Source organism: Peribacillus huizhouensis, assembly GCF_014138605.1.
In the GTDB taxonomy this organism is placed as follows: Bacteria; Bacillota; Bacilli; order Bacillales; family DSM-1321; genus Peribacillus; species Peribacillus huizhouensis.
The window spans coordinates 22,042-43,018 of sequence record NZ_JACJHX010000018.1; the positions used below are offsets into that span (position 1 = coordinate 22,042).

Annotated in this window: 21 protein-coding genes and 1 riboswitch; of the genes, 18 read left to right on the forward strand and 3 right to left on the reverse strand. The window is 38.0% G+C overall.

Annotated elements, in window-relative coordinates:
• The first annotated feature begins 100 nt into the window (after positions 1-100).
• Positions 101-466, forward strand: coding sequence for a winged helix-turn-helix transcriptional regulator (locus HNP81_RS19685; RefSeq protein WP_028392674.1), 366 nt, complete (start codon positions 101-103; stop codon positions 464-466).
• Between the two features lie 325 nt (positions 467-791).
• Complete coding sequence (locus HNP81_RS19690; RefSeq protein ID WP_182503751.1) at positions 792-1,295, forward strand: DinB family protein; 504 nt, start codon at positions 792-794, stop codon at positions 1,293-1,295.
• A 21-nt stretch (positions 1,296-1,316) separates the two neighbouring features.
• Here the strand turns inward: HNP81_RS19690 and HNP81_RS19695 are convergent, their stop codons facing one another.
• A complete protein-coding gene (locus HNP81_RS19695; RefSeq protein WP_182503752.1) occupies positions 1,317-1,964 on the reverse strand; it encodes a hypothetical protein in 648 nt (215 codons plus the stop codon).
• 68 nt (positions 1,965-2,032) lie between these two features.
• Positions 2,033-2,142: riboswitch (TPP riboswitch) on the forward strand.
• Between the two features lie 138 nt (positions 2,143-2,280).
• On the opposite strand from HNP81_RS19695, the gene HNP81_RS19700 reads away from it, so the two are divergent.
• The 10 genes from HNP81_RS19700 (at position 2,281) to hflX (ending at position 11,480) form a co-directional block, all read left to right on the forward strand.
• Entirely contained in the window at positions 2,281-3,273 is a 993-nt protein-coding gene (locus HNP81_RS19700; RefSeq protein ID WP_028392677.1) for an ABC transporter substrate-binding protein, read from the forward strand.
• 13 nt (positions 3,274-3,286) lie between these two features.
• A complete protein-coding gene (locus tag HNP81_RS19705; protein ID WP_028392678.1) occupies positions 3,287-3,580 on the forward strand; it encodes a thiamine-binding protein in 294 nt (97 codons plus the stop codon).
• A complete protein-coding gene (locus tag HNP81_RS19710) occupies positions 3,577-4,347 on the forward strand; it encodes an ABC transporter permease (RefSeq protein ID WP_028392679.1) in 771 nt (256 codons plus the stop codon). Before HNP81_RS19705 ends, HNP81_RS19710 begins: the two co-directional genes overlap by 4 nt.
• Positions 4,340-5,077 (forward strand): ABC transporter ATP-binding protein, encoded by a 738-nt coding sequence (locus HNP81_RS19715; protein ID WP_028392680.1) that lies wholly within the window; start codon positions 4,340-4,342, stop codon positions 5,075-5,077. The genes HNP81_RS19710 and HNP81_RS19715 overlap by 8 nt, the downstream gene beginning before the upstream one ends.
• Positions 5,074-5,850: a TatD family hydrolase gene (locus tag HNP81_RS19720; RefSeq protein ID WP_312859710.1), complete on the forward strand. Its 777-nt coding sequence runs from the start codon at positions 5,074-5,076 to the stop codon at positions 5,848-5,850. Before HNP81_RS19715 ends, HNP81_RS19720 begins: the two co-directional genes overlap by 4 nt.
• Before the next feature lie 211 nt (positions 5,851-6,061).
• Complete coding sequence (locus HNP81_RS19725; RefSeq protein WP_028392682.1) at positions 6,062-6,262, forward strand: cold-shock protein; 201 nt, start codon at positions 6,062-6,064, stop codon at positions 6,260-6,262.
• A gap of 180 nt (positions 6,263-6,442) precedes the next feature.
• Positions 6,443-6,796: a hypothetical protein gene (locus tag HNP81_RS19730; protein WP_182503753.1), complete on the forward strand. Its 354-nt coding sequence runs from the start codon at positions 6,443-6,445 to the stop codon at positions 6,794-6,796.
• 275 nt (positions 6,797-7,071) lie between these two features.
• Positions 7,072-8,124: an SEC-C metal-binding domain-containing protein gene (locus tag HNP81_RS19735; RefSeq protein ID WP_028392683.1), complete on the forward strand. Its 1,053-nt coding sequence runs from the start codon at positions 7,072-7,074 to the stop codon at positions 8,122-8,124.
• 214 nt (positions 8,125-8,338) lie between these two features.
• Positions 8,339-9,439, forward strand: coding sequence for a YecA family protein (locus HNP81_RS19740; RefSeq protein ID WP_182503754.1), 1,101 nt, complete (start codon positions 8,339-8,341; stop codon positions 9,437-9,439).
• Positions 9,440-10,211: 772 nt separating this feature from the next.
• On the forward strand, positions 10,212-11,480 hold the full coding sequence (gene hflX, locus HNP81_RS19745; protein ID WP_182503755.1) for a GTPase HflX: 1,269 nt from the start codon (positions 10,212-10,214) through the stop codon (positions 11,478-11,480).
• Positions 11,481-11,642: 162 nt separating this feature from the next.
• On the opposite strand, the gene yhfH is transcribed toward hflX, so the two are convergent.
• Positions 11,643-11,774 carry a protein YhfH gene (gene yhfH / locus HNP81_RS19750; RefSeq protein ID WP_084552431.1) on the reverse strand — a complete coding sequence of 44 codons (132 nt, stop codon included), beginning with the start codon at positions 11,772-11,774 and terminating at the stop codon, positions 11,643-11,645.
• A gap of 227 nt (positions 11,775-12,001) precedes the next feature.
• On the opposite strand from yhfH, the gene HNP81_RS19755 reads away from it, so the two are divergent.
• Both HNP81_RS19755 and trhO read left to right on the forward strand, forming a co-directional pair.
• A complete protein-coding gene (locus HNP81_RS19755; protein WP_182503756.1) occupies positions 12,002-12,202 on the forward strand; it encodes a hypothetical protein in 201 nt (66 codons plus the stop codon).
• Between the two features lie 307 nt (positions 12,203-12,509).
• Positions 12,510-13,478 carry an oxygen-dependent tRNA uridine(34) hydroxylase TrhO gene (gene trhO, locus HNP81_RS19760; RefSeq protein ID WP_182503757.1) on the forward strand — a complete coding sequence of 323 codons (969 nt, stop codon included), beginning with the start codon at positions 12,510-12,512 and terminating at the stop codon, positions 13,476-13,478.
• Between the two features lie 194 nt (positions 13,479-13,672).
• Here the strand turns inward: trhO and HNP81_RS19765 are convergent, their stop codons facing one another.
• A complete protein-coding gene (locus HNP81_RS19765; protein WP_084552432.1) occupies positions 13,673-15,358 on the reverse strand; it encodes a methyl-accepting chemotaxis protein in 1,686 nt (561 codons plus the stop codon).
• 186 nt (positions 15,359-15,544) lie between these two features.
• On the opposite strand from HNP81_RS19765, the gene HNP81_RS19770 reads away from it, so the two are divergent.
• From HNP81_RS19770 to HNP81_RS19785, 4 genes are all read left to right on the forward strand, one after another.
• Positions 15,545-17,581 carry a Na+/H+ antiporter gene (locus HNP81_RS19770; protein WP_182503758.1) on the forward strand — a complete coding sequence of 679 codons (2,037 nt, stop codon included), beginning with the start codon at positions 15,545-15,547 and terminating at the stop codon, positions 17,579-17,581.
• Positions 17,582-17,640: 59 nt separating this feature from the next.
• Positions 17,641-18,129 carry a GNAT family N-acetyltransferase gene (locus tag HNP81_RS19775; RefSeq protein ID WP_182503759.1) on the forward strand — a complete coding sequence of 163 codons (489 nt, stop codon included), beginning with the start codon at positions 17,641-17,643 and terminating at the stop codon, positions 18,127-18,129.
• Between the two features lie 131 nt (positions 18,130-18,260).
• Positions 18,261-19,646 (forward strand): protoporphyrinogen oxidase, encoded by a 1,386-nt coding sequence (locus HNP81_RS19780; RefSeq protein ID WP_182503760.1) that lies wholly within the window; start codon positions 18,261-18,263, stop codon positions 19,644-19,646.
• Between the two features lie 206 nt (positions 19,647-19,852).
• Positions 19,853-20,920 (forward strand): nitric oxide synthase oxygenase, encoded by a 1,068-nt coding sequence (locus HNP81_RS19785; protein ID WP_182503761.1) that lies wholly within the window; start codon positions 19,853-19,855, stop codon positions 20,918-20,920.
• Positions 20,921-20,977: the final 57 nt, after the last annotated feature.

Consider the following 20,977-nt stretch of genomic DNA (forward strand, 5'->3'; position numbering starts at 1 on the left):
AAACGTAAACAGTTGCTTATACTATTAATAATTAAAGTACATACGTTTATGAAACATAGTGAAAAAAAGTATACTATAATATATTTATGAGGTGGAGCAAATGCCAAACCTAGAGGATAAATTTTTTAATTGTGAAAAAGAACTGACTCTTTCTGTTATTGGTGGTAAATGGAAAATGTTGATATTGTGGCATTTAGGGAAAGAGGGCACTAAACGCTTTGGTGAACTGAAGGCGCTAATGCCAGGAATTACGCAACGAATGTTAGTGAATCAATTGCGTGAACTAGAGGATCATTTGATTATTCATCGCGAGGTCTATCCTGTTGTTCCTCCAAAAGTAGAATATTCCCTAACTGAGCATGGACGAAGCTTAATGCCGATTCTAGATTCTATGTATGAATGGGGTAAATATTATATAGAAAATGTGTTGGAAACGGGACCTGGAAAAGATAAGTCGATTGAATAGGCATAAGATTATCTCACTAAAACGTCCACGGTCGGCAAATTTATAGAAATGCTTTCAGTGGTTTTATGAAAATTCCTCCTCTTTTAAAAACACCTTATGCAAATGAAAACATACCTTAATATATAATAATACCGCCCGCATTTGTGGGCGGTATTATGTATGTCTAAGAACTAATTCATCTTGATTTACTTTTTAAACTAAATAATTCAGAAAGGTTGAGAAACAATAGAACAAAAGTTCATAGTAATCTTTAGCAGGAATGTGGATATTATTAGCGAATGTAGGTAATGTTGATAGATGGAAATTGCTAATTGGAGGCGAAGAGATGTTTAGTACAATTGAGGATTTCTTGACAAATTGGAAGCATGAAAGTGGATCTACACAAAAAATATTGAATGCGTTAACAGATGAATCATTAGCACAGGAAGTATCGCCTGAAGATCGCACACTTGGAAGGATTGCCTGGCATATCGTAACGACGCTTGATGAAATGATTGGACGTACAGGGCTTGTTTTTAATGCGGCTCGGCATGATGCGCCAGTACCGAAAACGGCGAGTGAAATAACTGAGGCATATCGCACATCAAGCGAAGAGATGGTCGCTTCGATTCGCGAACAATGGAATGACGAAACATTGAACGAAGAGAGAGAAATGTACGGGGAAATGTGGTCCATTAACACGGTGCTTGGATTATTAATTGCTCATCAAGCACATCATCGTGGCCAAATGACTGTACTCATGCGTCAGGCAGGTTTAACTGTTCCTGGTATATACGGGCCGGCAAGGGAAGAGTGGGCAGCTTTTGGTGGACAAGCTCCTGAAGTATAATCGTGTAACGGAAATTGATTCTTAAAATTGGCTGTTATTAAATATAGCACGTAAAGAACACGTATGGGTTAGCGATGAAAAACCGCTTTTCATACGTGTTTTTATATGGTGAAATCTAAATTGGATGAGGAATCTAGTGTTGTAACTGAGCGTAAATTGAAATAGGTATTTGGCTTTCCATTTAAATTTTACTAGATTAGTCTGCTCCACCACCGCTGTCACCGCCACTATCACCATAATAACTTTCACTTGACGAGCTTCCAGTGGAGGGGAAGATTTCGACCATTTCCATGTACTTTCCAAGTATCTGACTGGCTCTTCATCGTGATAGACCAGGTAAGTGAGCGGCAAGGTTTGAGCATATTCTAGCTCTGGTATTACTAAGTTTGCTATTTTCTGTTTAGGATGCTGGACTTGTAATAAAAGAATACGCGTCATTATTTCTTCAAGTTCGGATTCCGAAAGATTAGTAGGCATGCCATCTCTATTGATTGCTTTTCTGAAAACCTGTCTGTTGATTTCCACTTCAGGCGATGCCTCCTCGGCGCTGTGCGCCTGTGGGGTCTCCTTTTGACTCGCTTTTCTAAGCAGGAGTCTCACGCCTTCCGCTCCAATTAACATATTGCCAAAATAAAAATGAGCTTTAACATCGCCCTTCTTTTTAAGCATAACTCTTGAAAAACCCCACCACCTATGGCAAAGTAAGAAGGTAATGAAGCATTAAACGAATTAAATAATGAAACATGTAGGGGTACCAGTGTTGCTGGTTGAGACCGTATCCAATAGATACATACCCTTGGAACCTGATCTGGTTAAAACCAGCGTAGGGAACATATTTAAACAGGACTTATTTGTTATGATATGCACCCTAGGTATAAACCTACGGTGCTTTTTTGCGTAGCGCTATTCCTTAAACGTTTACATATCTTCCTCCTTGTTTCTTCGTTTTCTGCTTTGTAAAGACATATTTAAAGGAGGAATTGTGATGAAGAAATGGCTTGTATTACTATGCACGGTACTGATTCTTGCTGCTTGCGGGAATAGTCAGGACAATGGTTCAAAGGGAAATAATCAGGAGAAATTAAAGAAAGTCACTCTTGTTTTAGATTGGACGCCGAATACAAATCATACTGGTTTGTATGTCGCGAAGGAAAATGGGTATTTTGAAGAAGAGGGGTTGGATGTTGAAATCATAATGCCAGGTGAAGCGGGTGCTGACCAGCTTGTTGCTGCGGGGAAAGCAGACTTCGGAATAGGCTACCAGGAAGCTTTGACAGAAGCACGTGTGCAAGGAGTGCCATTAGTCTCTCTTGCTGCCATTATTCAACATAATACGTCTGGATTTGCTTCTCCAGTTGATAAAAAAATTACTTCCCCGAAAGATTATGAAGGAAAGACGTATGGCGGTTGGGGAGCACCTGTAGAGAAGGCGGTACTTTCTTCTTTGATGAAACAGGAAAGTGGAGATGTGGAAAAAGTCGATTTTGTAAATATGGGAGATACGGACTTTTTTACAGCGGTGAAACGAGATATTGATTTTGCTTGGATATACTATGGTTGGACAGGTATAGAAGCCGAGTTGCGTGGCGAGAAATTGAATATGCAATATGTGACAGACTACTCGAAAAAGCTAGATTACTATACACCCGTGCTCACAACTAGTGAGAATTTGATAAAAGAAGATCCCAAAACGGTTCGTTCTTTTGTAGCAGCAGTGTCCAAAGGATATCAATATGCGATTGAACATCCAGAAAAAGCAGCTGATATTTTAATTAAAGAAGTTCCTGATCTAGACTCGGAATTAGTAAAAGCTAGTCAAAAATGGTTATCACCCAAATATCAAGATGACGCTTCGAAATGGGGCGTTCAAGATCAAAAGGTTTGGGAAGACTATGCAAATTGGATGTATGAGAACGGTTTGCTTGAAAGTAAACTAGAGGCGAAGCGAGCGTTTACCAATGAATTTTTACCGAATTAAGGAGGAGAGCAACATGAGTGACTCATTAGTAAGCATTCAAATTATCCCGAAAACGAAAAATGGCGAAGATGTTATTCCTTACGTCGATGAAGCGATCGCTATTATTCATAACTCGGGTATTAAATATGAAGTGCACCCGCTTGAAACAACGATGGAAGGTAATTTGACAGAGATCTTTTCGGTTATCGAGAAAATGAATCAACGAATGATTGAGATTGGTAGCAGTAATGTGATATCCCAAGTGAAAATCCTTTATCAACCGAGCGGTGCATCTATGGAGAAACTGACAGAGAAATATCGCCCATGAACATTTGGCATAAGGGATGGCGACCAGTTTTGGTCCTCATCCTTTTGTTCGTCGTTTGGGAAGTGTCCTGTCGTCTTTTCGAAATACCGAGGTGGCTCCTACCTTCTCCCTCACAGATCGTATTAGAAGGAGCTGAAGGATGGTCGAATTATTATCACCACTTAACAGCGACAATCGGACTTACAATCTTGGGATTTTTAATTGGAGCAAGTGTAGGTATTGCAGTTGCTGTTGGGCTACATCTACTTCCTAGGCTCAGAGAAGCGGTTTATCCAATCATCATTCTCTCACAAAACGTTCCGATCATTGTGTTGGCTCCATTGCTCGTTATTTGGTTCGGCTTTGGTATCTTACCTAAGATCATTGTCATTACGCTTGTTTGTTTTTTTCCGATCACAGTGGCTACTTTGGATGGATTTAAGCAGACGAGCTCAGAGCTTTCGCATTATATGAAAATGGCAGGAGCTTCGAAGGGACAAATCTTTTGGAAGCTGGAATGGCCTTATGCGCTACCGTCTATCTTCTCAGGTTTGAAGATATCTGCTACATACAGTGTGATGGGGGCTGTTATTTCCGAATGGCTCGGGGCTAAAGAAGGAATAGGTGTCTATATGACCTTAGCATCGTCATCCTTTCGAACGGATCGCGTCTTTGTTGCGATCTTTTTGATCATGATATTGAGCTTGGTATTCTTTACTTTGATTGTATCGTTGGAACGGATGATTGTGAAGTGGAAGCCGAAAGGAGATGGCAAGGGGCGTGACTAAACTTTTAATCGAGAACATATCGAAATCATTTGGTGAAAATCAAGTACTGGATCAATTGTCTCTTCGTGTAAAAGAAGCGGAGTTTGTGTCGATATTAGGTCCTTCTGGGAGTGGGAAAAGCACTTTATTCCAATTAATTGGTGGTTTGTATTCACCTGATTCTGGAGCAATTAGCTTGGATGGCAAACGTATTAACGGTAAAACTGGTTCGATAAGTTATACACCTCAAAGTCCATCGCTGTTGCCTTGGCGAACAGTCCTCGGTAATATCCTACTTGGTGGTGAAATAGTGGGAGAGACTGATCACGCACTTGCATTACAAATGATTGATAAAGCGGGCCTGAAAGGATATGAGAATGCTTATCCTTATGAGCTTTCTGGAGGAATGAAGCAGAGAGTTGCATTTATTCGCAGTCTCTTAAGCCCGCAATCACTGATTTGTTTAGATGAACCTTTTTCAGCACTAGATGAATTCACGCGACTCGAAATGCAAAACTGGCTCCTATCTGTTTGGGAAGAAGATAAGCGAGCTATAATGCTTGTTACCCATAATATTGAAGAAGCTCTTTATTTATCTGATCGGATTATTGTGTTATCAGAGAAGCCTACCCATGTGAAAAAAGAGTTTGTCGTTCCGTTTCCAAGACCAAGGCAAGCATCGATTTTGTTAAGCGAGGAATTTTTAAATTGGAAAAAAAAGATATACAATGAATTGCGGGTGATTATGTGATACATTCTATCATCGACGCTCATATTCATTTTGATCAATATTCAGAAAGTGCCCGGTCAACCATTTTAAAAGATTTGCAAGCATACAAAGTAGAAGCACTTATTTCCGTATCAACGAATCTCGCTTCTTCCCAAAGAAATTTAGCCTTAGCAGAGATGGATCAACGAATAAAGCCTGCTTTTGGCTTTCATCCAGAACAAGAGCTGCCGGGTGATTGGGAATTGAGTCAAATGTGTTCATTTTTGGATGAACACAAAAATCAAATGGTAGCTGTAGGTGAAGTGGGCTTACCTTACTACTTGCGGATTGAGCATCCAGACATACAAGTCGAGCCTTACATTGAAATATTAGATGTGTTTGTCAAACAAGCTTCAAAGCTGAATAAACCAATTATTCTTCATGCAGTATACGATGACGCTCCTGTCGTTTGCGACCTTTTAGAGAAACACTCGGTGACGAAGGCACATTTCCATTGGTTTAAAGGAGACGCAAAAACGATTCAGCGTATGATTCAAAATGGCTATTATATTTCAGTCACTCCGGATTGTTTGTATGAAACGGAAATTCAGCAATTGATAAAAGAGTATTCTTTAGATAAGCTGATGGTGGAAACGGATGGACCATGGCCATTCGAAGGACCATTTAAAAATATGGTGACTCATCCTAAAATGATTCATCGTAGCATCCAATTAATAGCGGAAATAAAGAAGGTACCGGTAGAGAAGGTATACGTAGATATATATGGAAATACAAAAACATTTTATGGGCTGTAATAATGTTTGAATAGTTATCCAGTAACAGACATCCTTGTCAAAAATATTTATTTTATTGGTTTGCAATCGTTGCCAAATCCTGTTACTATTAAGAGGAATTATTTTTGTTCGGTACTGTAGGAATCTAAAAGTGAGAACTTTTTGACTCGATTGTCACTTTGAGCAAGGATAGTAATACAATGTGTGATGAACGCACTAGGAGGCAACAACAATGGAACAAGGTAAAGTTAAATGGTTTAACGCAGAAAAAGGTTTTGGATTCATCGAACGCGAAAACGGAGACGATGTATTCGTACATTTCTCAGCTATTCAAACTGAAGGTTTCAAAACTCTTGACGAAGGTCAAGAAGTAACTTTTGAAGTTGAACAAGGACAACGTGGACCACAAGCTTCTAACGTACAAAAAGCTTAATTGATACATGCAATAGGCAGACTCTACTTAGGAGTCTGTCTTTTTTTGGCGTATAAGTTCATTTATTATAAAGAAAGTATTAGAGTTTGTGAATTAAATAGTAATAATTACGATTTACAAATTTGAAAAGATGCGTTATGATTAAGAAAAATGGACTCATAAAACTTGAGGTAGCTAATAATGAATGAGATTCTAATGGAATTTTTACTAAGGGATATTGTTTCGCATTTACCGGATGAAAAGCGTGAGATTTATCAATATATAGTCAATGAAGAAGACCAATTGGCACAGCAAGCGGAGAACGCTGAACATCTTCTGCAGCTATTTGTGAAACATGCACCACATCGAACTGCAGCCAAACACTTTCGTTTGGAATATGGTCAAATGATTAAGCTTATGCATGAAATAGAAAGAGAAATAAATGAGAAGTTGGAAGAAAGATGTGCGAAGGTGAAATGGATCGACATGACGGACAAAATCAAACACCTCAACTCCTTAAAACACCCCGTACTTACTTATTTGCTAATCACTTGAATTACACAAAAATATAAGCTATTTCACAAGGCTTAACCTGGTGGGATAGCTTTTTTATGTATCATCACAAACGGGAAATGGGGTCTGACCCCACCATGAAAGTATGAAATCCCTTGGTATATGTGGGTTGATGGCTAGTGGATTTAATCCGGGAAATAGGGTCTGACCCCAGGGGGAGTTTGAAGGAGTATCAATCTTCCTATGAGTTCCATTAGGTAATTTCGTGATTTTTTGATACAATGGTGAGTAGCGTTTTGTTTTTTGGAGGTATATATATGGGAAAATTAAATAGAAATGCACCGTGTGAATGTGGCAGCGGGAAAAAATATAAGAAATGCTGCGGCAGAAAAGTTGATGAAAATCCAACAGCTGTTCATTATGAAGAAGCAACACTAATTCAGAAGGAGTTAATGGATTTTACAGAAAAGAATTATAAAGCTGAAATCAATCAGCTTTTGCTTGATAATCCACTTCCGGCAACTGTAAGTGAAGAGGTTCAAGAAATTTATCAATTTAATGTAAATATTTGGGGTACTTTCACACAGCCGGTCGTGAACGGCAATACAATCTATGATACATTTATGGAACAGGAAGGGTCTCGTATTGTAAGGGAGAAAACGAGAGAGGTAGTAGAGTCTTGGAAAGGTACGGCTCCTGTATTATTTTCAATTAAGGAGTTAACTAGTGAAACAATAACTTTAGAAGATATCGTGACAAAACAAACTACCACGCTTCCGTATACTCCATATGCAAGTCAGGAATTAGGAATTGGCGAAATCATTCTTGGGTATCTAGTTGATATGGGAACGAGAAGTGATTTCTTTGGTCAGTTTATAAGCTTTGAACCAAGATTCACAGACAGCATTTTAACAACTATAAAACAACAATTAGAAGAATACAAGAATGCGGGTGGAAAAGCAGAAGAATTCATGGCTCGAAAATTCTTGCAAATCTTCCATAGTCTCGCGGCTATCACAGAAGGTATTGAGTTACCAAAAACTGAAACAAATGAGCGAGTATGGTACAATGAGAAAGAAAGAGAAACAGCAGAAATGGTGCAACGAGGAATGAATGAAGAGGGCTACCCGCAATCACTAATAGAAAGTGTTCAAACGTTGTGGAACACCTATTGTACGGAGCATTCTCCATCCATTCGAAAACCAGAAGCCTTTGCTGCAGCACTGGAGTATTCAGTGAAACTGCTCTCAAAAGGGGAGTTCAGTCCTTCGCAGACTAAGCTTGCTAAGAAATATGGGGTAGGCGCTTCTACTTTATCAAATCGTTATAAAGAAATAGAAGCAACGGTTGGAGAAAAAATAGAAATATAAACAAATAGGCTGCCATTTTGGTGGCCTATTTGAATAATAGTATCTAACGAAAATAACCCTTGTGGTTTAAATATCATCAGACTTTAAGGAAAGGTATTAGCTTTCAAGAGGTTGGAGCCCCATTTTTAATGGTCAAGGTAATATATGGGTATGTGAAAATTGCTAGGTGTGTAGCTTGGACCGATTACGTTCTTTATAAAAGGAGGAGAGTTTTTTGAGTAAAATATCTATAGAGAATCCATGTCCGTGTGGAAGTGAGAAAATATATAAAAATTGTTGCGGACAGAATGTAATAGAGTTTCCAACGATTTCGATTAGTGAAGAAACAGACATGTTTCAAAAGGAGTTATTTCAATATACTCTTGAAAAGTATGAGACTGATATTCTAAATCTTGCCTTTCAATATCCATTATTTGATTTTATGGATGTTGAAGAGGAACCAATTCTTGTCGAAACACATGATATCTATATGCAACACATGTTTACATGGGCAGTGTTTAACTTACCAATTGCTAAAGGACAGACGATCTTCGAAGAATTTTATCGAAAAAAATCCTCTAAAATAATCAGAAAGAGAACGAAAAACCTAATCCATTCATGGCGTGGGGCAACACCAAATCTATACCTGGTAAAGACCATCCATTCGGATAGTGTTGTGATAGAAGAAATACTTAGTAGGGGTGAGTATGAACTGCCACTGGAGTTTGAAAAAGAAATGGTGGAGGAAAATAGTTTACTACTTGGTATGTTGTTAGATAGGGGCGCTGGCATGCGCTTTTGGGGCGAACCTATCAAATTCCCTGTAGCTGGGACGGAAGTATTAGTAAAGGAATTTCAGGATGAATTGGAAGAGCATCTTGAAGATGACGGAGGATATGAAGACTTTTACCAAATTGATTTTCCGTATATCCTTGAAAGGCTGCTTCTAAGAATGGTAGGGGATATTGAATTGCCAGACATAACACAGTTTGAATGGAGTTCAGAAAAAGAGCTGAAAGTTGCGCTTCTTATTCAGGAACATATGAGAGAGGACGATTGCTCCATAGATATGATCATGACTGCTGTTGTAATTTGGAAGTCGTATTGTGAGAAAGAGTCACCTTCTATTCATAAACCTGAAGTGTACGCTGCATCAATTGACTACCTGGTACAATCTGCTTTACTGGGTATAGTAGCTCCGACACAAAAGGAAATTGCTGATAAGTATGATATAAGTGCAGCTACCGTTTCCAAACTGTATAAAAAAATTGGCAAAATCCTCTATGAAGAATTGGAAAGTCTCGTGAGAACTGAAGTAATGGATTATGAATATTAATGGGAAATAAGGATGTCTCTAAAAAGGATCTGACCTTACCCTCTAAACACCATTTATAGTGTTAAATTACGTTAAACGGTGGCAACTACGGAGAAAATGAAGATTTGGGCTGAATTTAGATTCAGTTGTAATGTGAAATTTTATTAGATGAATTGCTCCGTTACTTTAGTGATGTTGTCTAAGTTAAGAAGGAAGCGTCAGACCTGTTATAAAAACAAATTGCCAATCAAACATTCATATGGTAAAATTTCCATAACTTAAATGAAACGGAGGGGTTTACAGTGAAGTTTGTCAGACTACGTTCAACACTTTTGTGTCGCTAACTGAATAGTGCTCAAAAACTTCTGTCTGTGTGCAGAGTGAACGGGATAAGTCTGCCTAATTAACGAAAACCCTATAATGAATCAATGAGGGAGGGCTGAATGAACGCTCTCTTTTTTGTATGAAGGACATGGGGGCGAGGCACCACAACTTTCTACTATAGACAGTCTACTTTGTAGATATACGTACTTTATTTGAAAGTACTTCAAAATCCGGCTCCGCACCGCCCCCATTGTGATTAGGCGAGTGTAGCGTGCTACAGGATGTATCCTTCGTGGCGAATGTTGATGTTTTAACACCATATTCGTATTGTCTATACTAAAGAGAGTGCTGTGTCCTTAACGTCACCTTTTTCGTTTACTCAAACACAGGTAATAGGTCTGTGTTTTTTTAGCATATTCAAACTGCGGTGCAGCAAAAGTACTTACAAAACTTAAGGGGGAATATGCAAATGGAAGAATTGCAACAAAAAGCGGTATTAGTCGGAGTAAATATTAATAACCATCGGGACTTTGCCTACTCTATGGAAGAGCTTGCAAATCTAGCCGAAGCTTGTGGTGTAGAGGTCGTTGGAGAGATGACTCAAAATTTACAAAGAGTGAATTCATCTCATTATATTGGTAGTGGTAAGGTAGAGGAAGTAAAGACTCTTGTAGAATATTGTGATGGTAATCTGGTTATTTTTAATGATGAACTATCTCCATCACAAATTCGAAATTTAGAACGTGATTTAGACTGTAAGGTGATTGATCGTACGATATTAATCCTGGATATCTTTGCGGATCGGGCGAAGACGAGAGAGGCGCAATTACAAGTGGAAGTGGCGGAACTGCAATATATGCTGCCACGCTTGATAGGTCTCAGGGAGTCATTGGGACGTCAAAGTGGTGGTGTCGGTACGAAGAACAGAGGGGTCGGGGAGAAAAAACTCGAACTTGATCGTCGAAGAATCGAAGAAAAGATTAATGTGTTGAATAAAGAATTAGAAACGCTCGTGGCGCATAGGAAAACACAGCGGAAGCAAAGAAAGAAAAATGCAATACCTGTTGTTTCTCTTGTTGGGTATACAAATGCTGGGAAGTCGACAATAATGAATGCTCTTGTCGAAAAATTTCATACATCTGCTTTAAAGCAGGTTTTTGAAAAAGATATGCTGTTTGCGACATTAGAGACGTCTGTCCGAAACATCCCGCTCCCAGATAAGAAAGAATTTCTGTTAACAGATACAGTAGGATTTGTTTCAAAGCTGCCGCATCATCTTGTTAAAGCATTCCGGTCAACGCTTGAGGAAGTGGCTGAAGCTGATTTGCTCATTCATGTCGTCGATTTTTCTAATGCGAATTATGAACAGCTTATTGAAATTACAAATGAAACACTTAAAGCAATTGGGATTGAAAATATCCCAACCGTTTATGCGTATAATAAGGCAGATCTAACAGAAATGGAGATTCCACAAGTTCGTACTGATTCTGTTTATTTGTCAGCCAAACAGAGAATTGGCGTGGATGAATTGATTAGAAAGATTCGTGAAAACATCTTCACAGATTATGTTCGCTGTGAATTGCTAATCCCGTATGATCAAGGTCAGATCATTTCTTATTTTAATGAACATGCGCAAATCCTCGAAACTGAATATGAAGAAGAAGGTACGAAAATCAAAGTTGAGTGTAAACATAGTGATTGTGATAAATATCGGACGTTTGTGTTGAAAGACTCATGATAGTAAGCGAGTAGGTGATACGGGTTTATCTGCTCAAAATTATGAGATTGAAGGCCGGAAGGGTTATGCAGGGGTCAAAAAGAAGAGAAAAGTAAAATAGGGAATGTAAATCATTTTCTATAAAACGGGTTAGCTCTAATGCTAACCCGTTTTATTTTGCAATTATTGTTTTGATGAGCATTCTGTACACTTAACCACATAGGATTCTGCTTGTTCATCGATATGATGACCGCAATCCGGACATTGTTTCGGCGGTAAGTTTCTGAAGAATTCCATAGGTTTTTTTGTTTGCATGTGTAGTTCCTCCCTTTTTATAATACAGATTCAAATTATTGTTTCTTGTTATAATACAGTATATACCCGTTAGTGAAAAATGTATAGATAATTTACAGAAAAATATAATAATTTTTCATGTTAATATTTCCTATTTTCCCTAAATGAATTGCAGAACAAAATGGATGGATATAAGAAAAAGGAGCGAAAGCAGAAGGGAACTAAAGTAAGCAGGTACGATAAAACAGTTGATTGAGGAAACAGATATTCAATTTGAAGGGTATCAAACCTTCGTGTCATTAAAAAATGGAAAATTTGTCACTGTTTTAGAAGAAGGGTTAAGCTTGGCAGAAGAAGACGAGTTGGCGATTGGTGTGCAAGATCATTTCGATGAATACAAAGAAATGAGACAGTTAAAAATCAACTGCGCAGAGCGTTGGATGGTATAGGTGCTTTTCGCAAGTTTAAGGATGTACTTATCGGTTTAAATCTGGAAGAGGAATAGTATTCTTATAAAGAAGCTTGCTATAGAGTCTTAGGAATTAGTTGGTGTGAAAATCAGGGAATATATCGAATAATTATTTGAAAAAGCATTTAAGCAAATTTGATGAGAAGTAGGAAACGACTGGGATTATTTCCAATCGTTTTTTGACGATTATGTAGTTTTATTGGTATAATACTTTGTTGTAAGAGTAAAGTGCCTAAAAGGATCACCTTTTATATCTTGCAAATATAAATGGATAGGTGGTAATAAGAATGATCGAAAGTAAACCGTATAGAGTATTGTTGTACTATTATTATGTCACGATTGAGAACCCTGAGGAATTTGCAGCTGCACATCTGGCTTGGTGTAAAGAGCACGAGCTAAAAGGTCGTATTTTGGTTGCGAATGAAGGAATTAATGGGACTGTATCAGGTACAATTGAACAAACTGATGAGTATATCAACATGATGGAAAGCGATCCCTTATTTGAAGGTATCGTATTTAAAATAGATGAAGCAGACGGACACGCATTTAAGAAAATGCACGTTAGACCACGAAATGAGCTTGTAACGCTTCGTTTGGAAGATGATATTAATCCACTTGAGCTTACTGGTCGATATTTAAGTCCAAAGGAATTTTATGAAGGACTTAAAGATGAAAATACTATTGTTCTAGATGCAAGAAATGATTATGAATACGAGTTAGGACATTTTAGAAATGCCATTAAACCAGATATTAAATCCTTCCGTGAGCTTCCGCAATGGGTACGCGATAACAAAGAAATGTTTGAAGGAAAAAAAGTATTAACTTATTGCACCGGCGGTATCCGCTGTGAGAAATTCTCTGGCTGGCTTGTAAGAGAAGGATTTGAAGATGTAGGTCAGCTTCATGGTGGTATCGCCACTTACGGAAAAGACCTTGAAGTGCAAGGCGAGCTTTGGGATGGACAAATGTATGTATTCGATGAGCGAATTTCTGTTCCAATCAACCAAAAGGAACATGTCATTGTTGGCCGCGATTATTTTACTGGTGAGCCATGTGAACGTTATATTAATTGTGCAAACCCTGAGTGTAATAAACAAATCCTCGCGTCAGAGGAAAATGAACACAAATATATGCGAAGCTGTTCACACGAGTGCCGCGTGCATCCACGTAACCTTTACGTAAAGCAACACAATCTAACGGATGAAGAATGGGCTGAAAGAGCTAGTCAGCTTACTGAAGAGATGGCTACAAAATAAAGAATATAATAAGAAATGAGGGTCTGACCTCGCACTCTAAATCAGTATGTCGTGTTTCAAACACGTATCTTATACTGAATTTAGTTATTGCGGGGGCAGACCCTGTTTTTTTGGGGACACCTCCGTTTTTGTTATGCTAAAACAGAATACGGCTAATGTTCAGGCTGGACAAAACGAAACTCTCTATAAACCACTTAGGCCTTGATTCCCTCTGTCTGTTCGCCTAGCTTGCCTGATAAATCATTGAGCACTTTCCCAATCTCATATGTTTCTTTATATTGGTTCAGTTGTTCTTGGAAGCTTGATAGCATTTGTTCGGCGCTAGCACTTGTCTGTTGCGATAGTGCTACGTATCTTTCGGATGATTGTTCTACTTCAGGTAAGGAACCTTGCAAGTTTTTTAGAATGGATTCTATGAACCGAAGCTTAACGTTCACCTCATCAACATGTAAACTCCATAAGTCAATTGAGTCTTTACTTTTTGATGCTACTTGAACATTTTTATTGACGATCTGATGAATATCTTCAAATTCACGATGTGTCTGGCTTGTTATCTCTTCCATTTGCCCCATTGTTGTAGCAATTTCTTCTGCTGCTTTGAATGATTCGTTAGCAAGCTTTCTGACTTCTGTTGCAACAACAGAGAACCCTTTACCAGCATCCCCTGCTCTTGCTGCTTCGATTGTTGCATTTAAAGCAAGAAGTTTCGTCTGTTCAGCAACGGTTTGTATCAGTGAGACGATGGATGTGACAGAGACTGAATGAGTTTTCAGTGTGTTCATTGTCTGTGTGATGTTTTTAAACTCCCTTTGAAATAATCCGAGTTCACGTACTAGTTGATCCATATGGTTTGTCCCACTTAGAGAAGAAGCCTCCATCGTTTTTGATATGTCAAAAATATGTTGCATTTCCTGAAATGTTTGGTAAATGTCCGTCTTCATTTTGTCAAAAGCAACCATAGATAATTCAGAACTAACAGCTGTTTCATCCGCGGCAGTTTTAACCGTTTCTATTTCATTAATCAATTCCTGATTCCGGACCAGCACAATATTAGAGGAAGTTTGCAGCTTGGCACCGGTTGTATGTAATTGATGGGTTGTAGAGCTTATGTTTTGTAGCATGTTTTTCACAGTAAGTAATAATGATTCGAAACTCTTAACAAGAGATGTTACTTCGCTTGAGCTCCTTGGAATATTCTTCAATGATATATCAAAATTACCTTCACGGGCTTCTTTCATAAGTCCGCGAAGATTTTCTAAAGGTCTAGTCAATTGATTAACGAGTACGATGACAAGAAGAGCAGTAATAAGTACACAAGCAATCGTAACGGTGAGAATAGAAAAAGCCATTTCATGGATCTTAGTTAAATATACTTGTTGTGGAAGAGCGATGACAAAAGCCCCTTTTACTTCTTGAATATGTTGAAAAGCAAATGTATAGGTAATACCGTCAATATCTTTATGTAAAATGCCATTCCCTTTTTTTAAGATTTCTGTTTGTAGAGAATCAGGAATCTTTATTGCCGTTTTTTCACTGACTGAGAAAGGGATGGTTTCTTTCCCTTTGATAAGGAAGTAATCACTATGGAGACCATCTTGACTCATATCGGCATTCTGACTTTTAATAAAGCCATCAATTTTCTTGTTAAAATTCTGTTCGTCCCCTACATGGAGATACATGAGGTTTTGTGCCATCTGGTAAAAAAGCATAACTTCTCTTTCTAGACGTTGTTCGACAGCGGTCATTGTTGCATCTTTTGATTTTACATAAGACATATAACTAATGATGCCGGACGTGAAAATTAAGATAAATATTATAAATAGTAAGAGCTTGGTCTTTAAGGACCAGTTTTCATGAAAACTAAATAACTTTCTCATCATCCACCCCTTCTTTCTAGGTCTAATTATCCATGAATAGTGTTAAATATTTGTGAAGATTAAGTAAATTGTTTGTGTAAATGAAAAACAGTTATTTGAAAAAAATAAATTAAATCAAGCATTTTGATAAATAGAAAAAATTTTTTATGGTAAATTAATGATAAAAAAACATATAGAAAAGGTGGTTTAATGGAGTTATTTCTAATAGTTTTACTTTTGTTGTTCACCATTGGACTATCTAATATGATTAATCACTTTATTCCATTTATTCCGGTACCACTTATTCAAATCGCTTTAGGCGGGATATTGGCTATCTTACCTATGGGTTTACACGTGCCAATGGAGCCGGAATTGTTTTTTGTCCTATTTATTGCTCCGTTGTTATTTAATGATGGAAAAAATGTACCTCGTTCAGCACTATGGAAACTTAGAGTTCCCATTTTATTATTAGCGTTAGGGCTGGTCTTGGTAACCGTTCTTATAATCGGTTATTTAATTCATTGGTTGATTCCATCTATCCCTTTACCTGCTGCTTTTGCACTTGCAGCAATTCTTTCACCTACAGATGTAGTCGCTGTAGGTGCTATGGCGAGTCGCGTTAAGTTACCGAAAGTTATTATGCATACTCTTGAGGGAGAAGGGTTAATGAATGATGCATCAGGTCTTGTGGCGTTTAAGTTTGCTGTAGCAGCTACGGTAACTGGTTATTTTTCTTTAGTGGAGGCATCGTTAAGCTTTATTATTATTGCTTTAGGGGGCCTTATCGGGGGTGGGCTCATTGCCTTTATGATTATTAGACTACGAGTCATAATCCGCCGATTAGGTATGGAAGATGTGACCATCCATATGCTCATTCAGATTTTAACTCCATTTGTAATTTATTTAAGCGTAGAACATTTTCACTTTTCAGGAATATTAGGTGTTGTAGCTGGTGGGATTGTTCATGCAATTGAACGAGATCATGAGCAGTCACCGACAATTAAGCTGCAAATTGTTTCAAATAGTACATGGTCTGTCATTTTATTTATTTTGAATGGTCTTGTTTTTGTTTTACTTGGTTTTCAGGTGCCAGGTGTAGCGAATTCTATTTTTCAAAATGCTGCCTTTAATAATAAGGAAGTGATCGGTTATATCATCATCATTAGTATTTCCTTATTTGCTCTCCGTTTCGCTTGGGTATTGATGGCGTGGTGGACTGGTTGGAAAGTAAAGAAGGAGATGGTAAAGCCGTCATTTAAAGCTATTGGGATGATAACTGTTTCTGGTGTCAGAGGAGCTGTTACATTGGCGGGGGCCTTTACCATCCCATTTGCGTTAGATGATGGCAGTCCATTTCCAGAACGTTCATTAATTATTTTTATTGCAGCTGGAGTCATTTTGGCGACACTGTTAGTTACAAGCATTTTCTTACCGATTATTGCTCGGTCAAAAGAGGAGTATACAGGTGAGAATAAAGCAGAAACAGAAAAACGTGCTTTGATTCATTCCCATTTGGCGGCAATAAAAGCAGTCGAATCTTCTATTACAAATGAAAACCGAGATGTTGCCGTAAGAATTATTTCTAAATATAACCTTAGGCTTAACCAAGCTTATGCAGCTGGAAGCCAAAAGAATCAATCTGAAATGAGAGAGAGAGAAAATAAAATTCGATTGATAGGAATAGAGGCAGAAGAGAAGGAAATCGAGAATCTTGTAAATTCTGAGCTAGTAGATGGGGAAACTGTATACTTGTATTTGGAGCATATTCAAAGGATGAAAATGGCAGTGACAAATCGAATGAAATATCGCCGGTTGATTTTCTCACTATTTTTAAAAAAATTGTTATTAATGATTAGCTATCTATTTTCAATTAGAAAAAGAGAATTAATCGAGCAAAGAAATGAGCATCTTCATAAATTCATCACATTGAAAGTGAAGACAGCTAAAGCGGCAATTAGAGAGATTAAGGAAAAAACAAGTCCAGAAGATAGGGGGATTTCTTTAATTGTGATCGCGGAATATAGTTCACTAATTTCAAGATTTAAACGGGAGACTAAAGTAAGCGAAAGGTATAAACAAATAAATTTCGAACGAGATTTACAATATATCGCTATCCAAGCTGAGCGTGATGACATTCAGGACATGTTTGAAGAAGGAACAATCAGTTTTGAAATTGCGCAAAAAATTCGCCAGTATATTAATATTAGGGAAGCGAGTACAGTAGAAGAAAGCAATTACGGTCCCTGATGCAATAAAAAAGTTTAAACAAAACACTGATTTAGACAGATAGGGAGGGAGTAGATCTGATGCTTGAAAATGAGGATGTTTCACTACGGCTATATGAATCTAAATATAAAGCGGAATTAGCCCAATTTCATTTAACGGTAGAGCAGAAAAAATTTACAGCTCTTCCTATTGAGGCATTGAAGATATGTACCGAAGATCCAAATAGAAGACCGATCATGGTCTTTTCGGGGGAAGTGCCAGTTGGTTTTTTTGTTCTCCATACTGGTGAAGGGATTCAAGATTTTTCTGAAAATCCACGAACTATTTTATTGCGAGCTTTTTGTATAAATCATTGTTATCAAGGTAAAAAGTATGCATCCAGGGCAATGGCTGTTTTACCCTATTTTGTCCGACAACAATTCTCGGATAAAGAAGAAATTGTTCTTGCAGTTAATAAGGACAATGAGCCAGCAAAAGCTTTGTATGTAAAATCAGGCTTCCGTGATACAGGTGCTGAAAAAAACGGGAGAAGCGGACAGATGCATATATATAGCTATAAATTGTCATAAAATTTCATTCTCGACTATTGTAAGATATTGAAGTGGAACATTTTTTTGTTAAGTCTATAAATACTAATTAAAGAACCCTTATGGTACACTTTAAGAAGTATAATTTGGATCGTGATTGAGGTGTACATACGTTGAAAACAGTCGTTGTGATAGGCGGAGGCATTACAGGAGTATCTGCTCTTTATGAATTGCAAAAGTGGAAAAAGAAGACAGCATCGAATGTTAGACTCATATTGGCGGAAGCAAATGAGGAGCTGGGGGGGAAAATTCGTTCGGTACATGATGGTGATTTCATTATGGAATCGGGTGCTGATTCTATCGTGGCGCGTAAAGGGTATATTGGACCGTTAATTGAAGAGTTAGGAATACAAGAAGAAGTCGTATACAATGCGACAGGACGATCCTTCATTCATAATGAAGGAGAATTAAAACTTATTCCAGAAGAAGCTGTATTTGGCATTCCAACGAGCATCGAGTCATTGGCGAAAACTACATTAGTGTCAGCTGAAGGGAAAGTTGCGGCATTGAAGGATTTCTACACAAAGAATGAAGCATTCACGGCACATGATTCCATCGGTGACTTTCTGGAATGCTTTCTTGGGAAAGAATTAGTAGAAAAACAAATTGCTCCCGTGCTTTCTGGTGTATATTCAGGAAAGCTTGCCGACTTGACTATTGCTTCAACCCTACCATATTTATTAGATTACAAGAATGAATATGGCAGCATCATAAAAGGGCTTTCAGAAAATAAAAAAGCCTTCCAAGGAAATGGCGATAAGAAATTTCTTTCTTTTAAAAGTGGACTGTCGACATTGCTAGATCGTATGGAAGAACAGATGGAAGATGTTGAAATACGTAAAGGGACAGAAGTAAAGGCTGTAACAAAAACAGGGAGTACATACACGGTCACTTTTGTAAACGGAGAAAGCATTATCGCTGATTATATCATTTTAAGCATTCCTTACAATGCTACACAAAAACTATTAGAGAATCCTGCACTTCAAAAGGAATTTGACCAATTAAAAAATAGTTCGCTTATTAGCGTCTATGTGGGCTTCGATTTGGCGGATAGTGAGCTTCCGAAGGATGGAACAGGATTTATTACTGCAGGAACTAGTGCATTAACTTGTAATGCCTGTACGTGGACAAGTAGAAAATGGGAACATACATCTAAGAAGAATCTTTTACTAATCCGGCTTTTTTATAAAAGTACAAACCCTGCTTTTGCTACGTTACAAACTGCAACTGAAGAAGAGTTGCTTAAGGTTGCATTAAGAGATATTGAGGTAAGTCTGGGTATTTCAGGTATTCCTGTGACAAGTGAAGTGACTAATTGGAGCAATATGATGCCTAATTATCACATTCATCATCGGAAAGTTGTACAGCGATTAGAAGAGAAGCTTGAGCAAGACTTTCCTGGGATTCGGCTAGCTGGTTGTTCCTATTACGGAGTGGGTATTCCTGATTGCATTGGAAATGGTGAGGCGACAGCAAAATGGGTAATCGAGCAATTATGAACAGAGGTCTGACTCGTTACACGTGAGTCAGATCCTTTTTAATTTGGGTAGTCAATAAAAATAAGTTGTTTAAATAATCTTTAATAGTTGTATATTATTATATTTGGTTTTTCTTGTTGCTCATTTAGAGATAAGAGTATGGGTGTGGTACATTATTTGTAAAAGATAATCATGTTGAAGACTAACATAGGAGGCAACGAACATCTATGGGACATCGACTCCAAGAAGCAGAACACTTTATTCGAACTAGTTATGGGGAATTGCATAAAAGTGAAGAAGAAATTTATGCCCGTTTAGAAGAAGTGACTGGTCATCTTCAGAAACGAGACAAGTATGAACATACGCTCGAAGAGCTTGAACATGGAGCTAAAATGGCGTGGCGGAATAGTAATAAATGTATTGGACGTCTGTTTTGGGAAACGATGCAGGTAATGGATAAACGTGATTTACAATCAATAGAAGAGATAGTAGAAGCGCTGTTCGAACATATATCGTTTGCAACAAACGAGGGTAAAATACGGCCGTCCATTACTGTTTTTCATCCTGACCGAGTTCGGATATGGAATCATCAATTAATTCGATACGCAGGCTATGAAACAGAAAATGGAGTTATCGGAGATCCAGATTCGTTGCGATTCACACAAGTTTGTGAGGAGTTGGGATGGAGGGGTTGCGGTGGCTGGTTTGATCTTTTACCTCTCGTTATACAAGTAGATGGTGGAAAGCCTCGATGGTTTGAAATCCCTTCTAATCTTGTGAAGGAAGTTCCTTTGCGTCATCCTGATTTTGAATGGTTTAGAGATTTAGAACTCAAATGGTATGCCGTTCCGATTATTTCGAATATGAGTCTTGAAATCGGTGGAATCACTTATCAAGCTGCACCATTTAATGGTTGGTATATGGGTACAGAAATCGGAGCGAGAAACTTAGCAGATGAGGATCGATATAATATGCTTCCTATAATAGCAGAACATATGGGGCTAGATATCCGTAAGAATTCATCGCTCTGGAAAGACCGGGCTCTAATCGAGCTTAATCAGGCAGTTCTTTATTCTTTTAAAGAGGATGGGGTAAGTATTGTCGATCACCATACGGCTGCTCAGCAATTTAAGATGTTTGAGAAAAAGGAAAATGCTGCTGATCGTCCTGTAACCGGTAATTGGACGTGGCTTATTCCGCCAGTTTCTCCAGCAACCACTCATATATTCCATAATCCTTATAAAAATCAGATCATTAAACCAAATTACTTTTATCAAAAGGTTCCCTATAAATGATACATACTTGAACCTCGTGGGACTTGCTCACGAGGTTTTTTGCTGTTTTGATTCAAT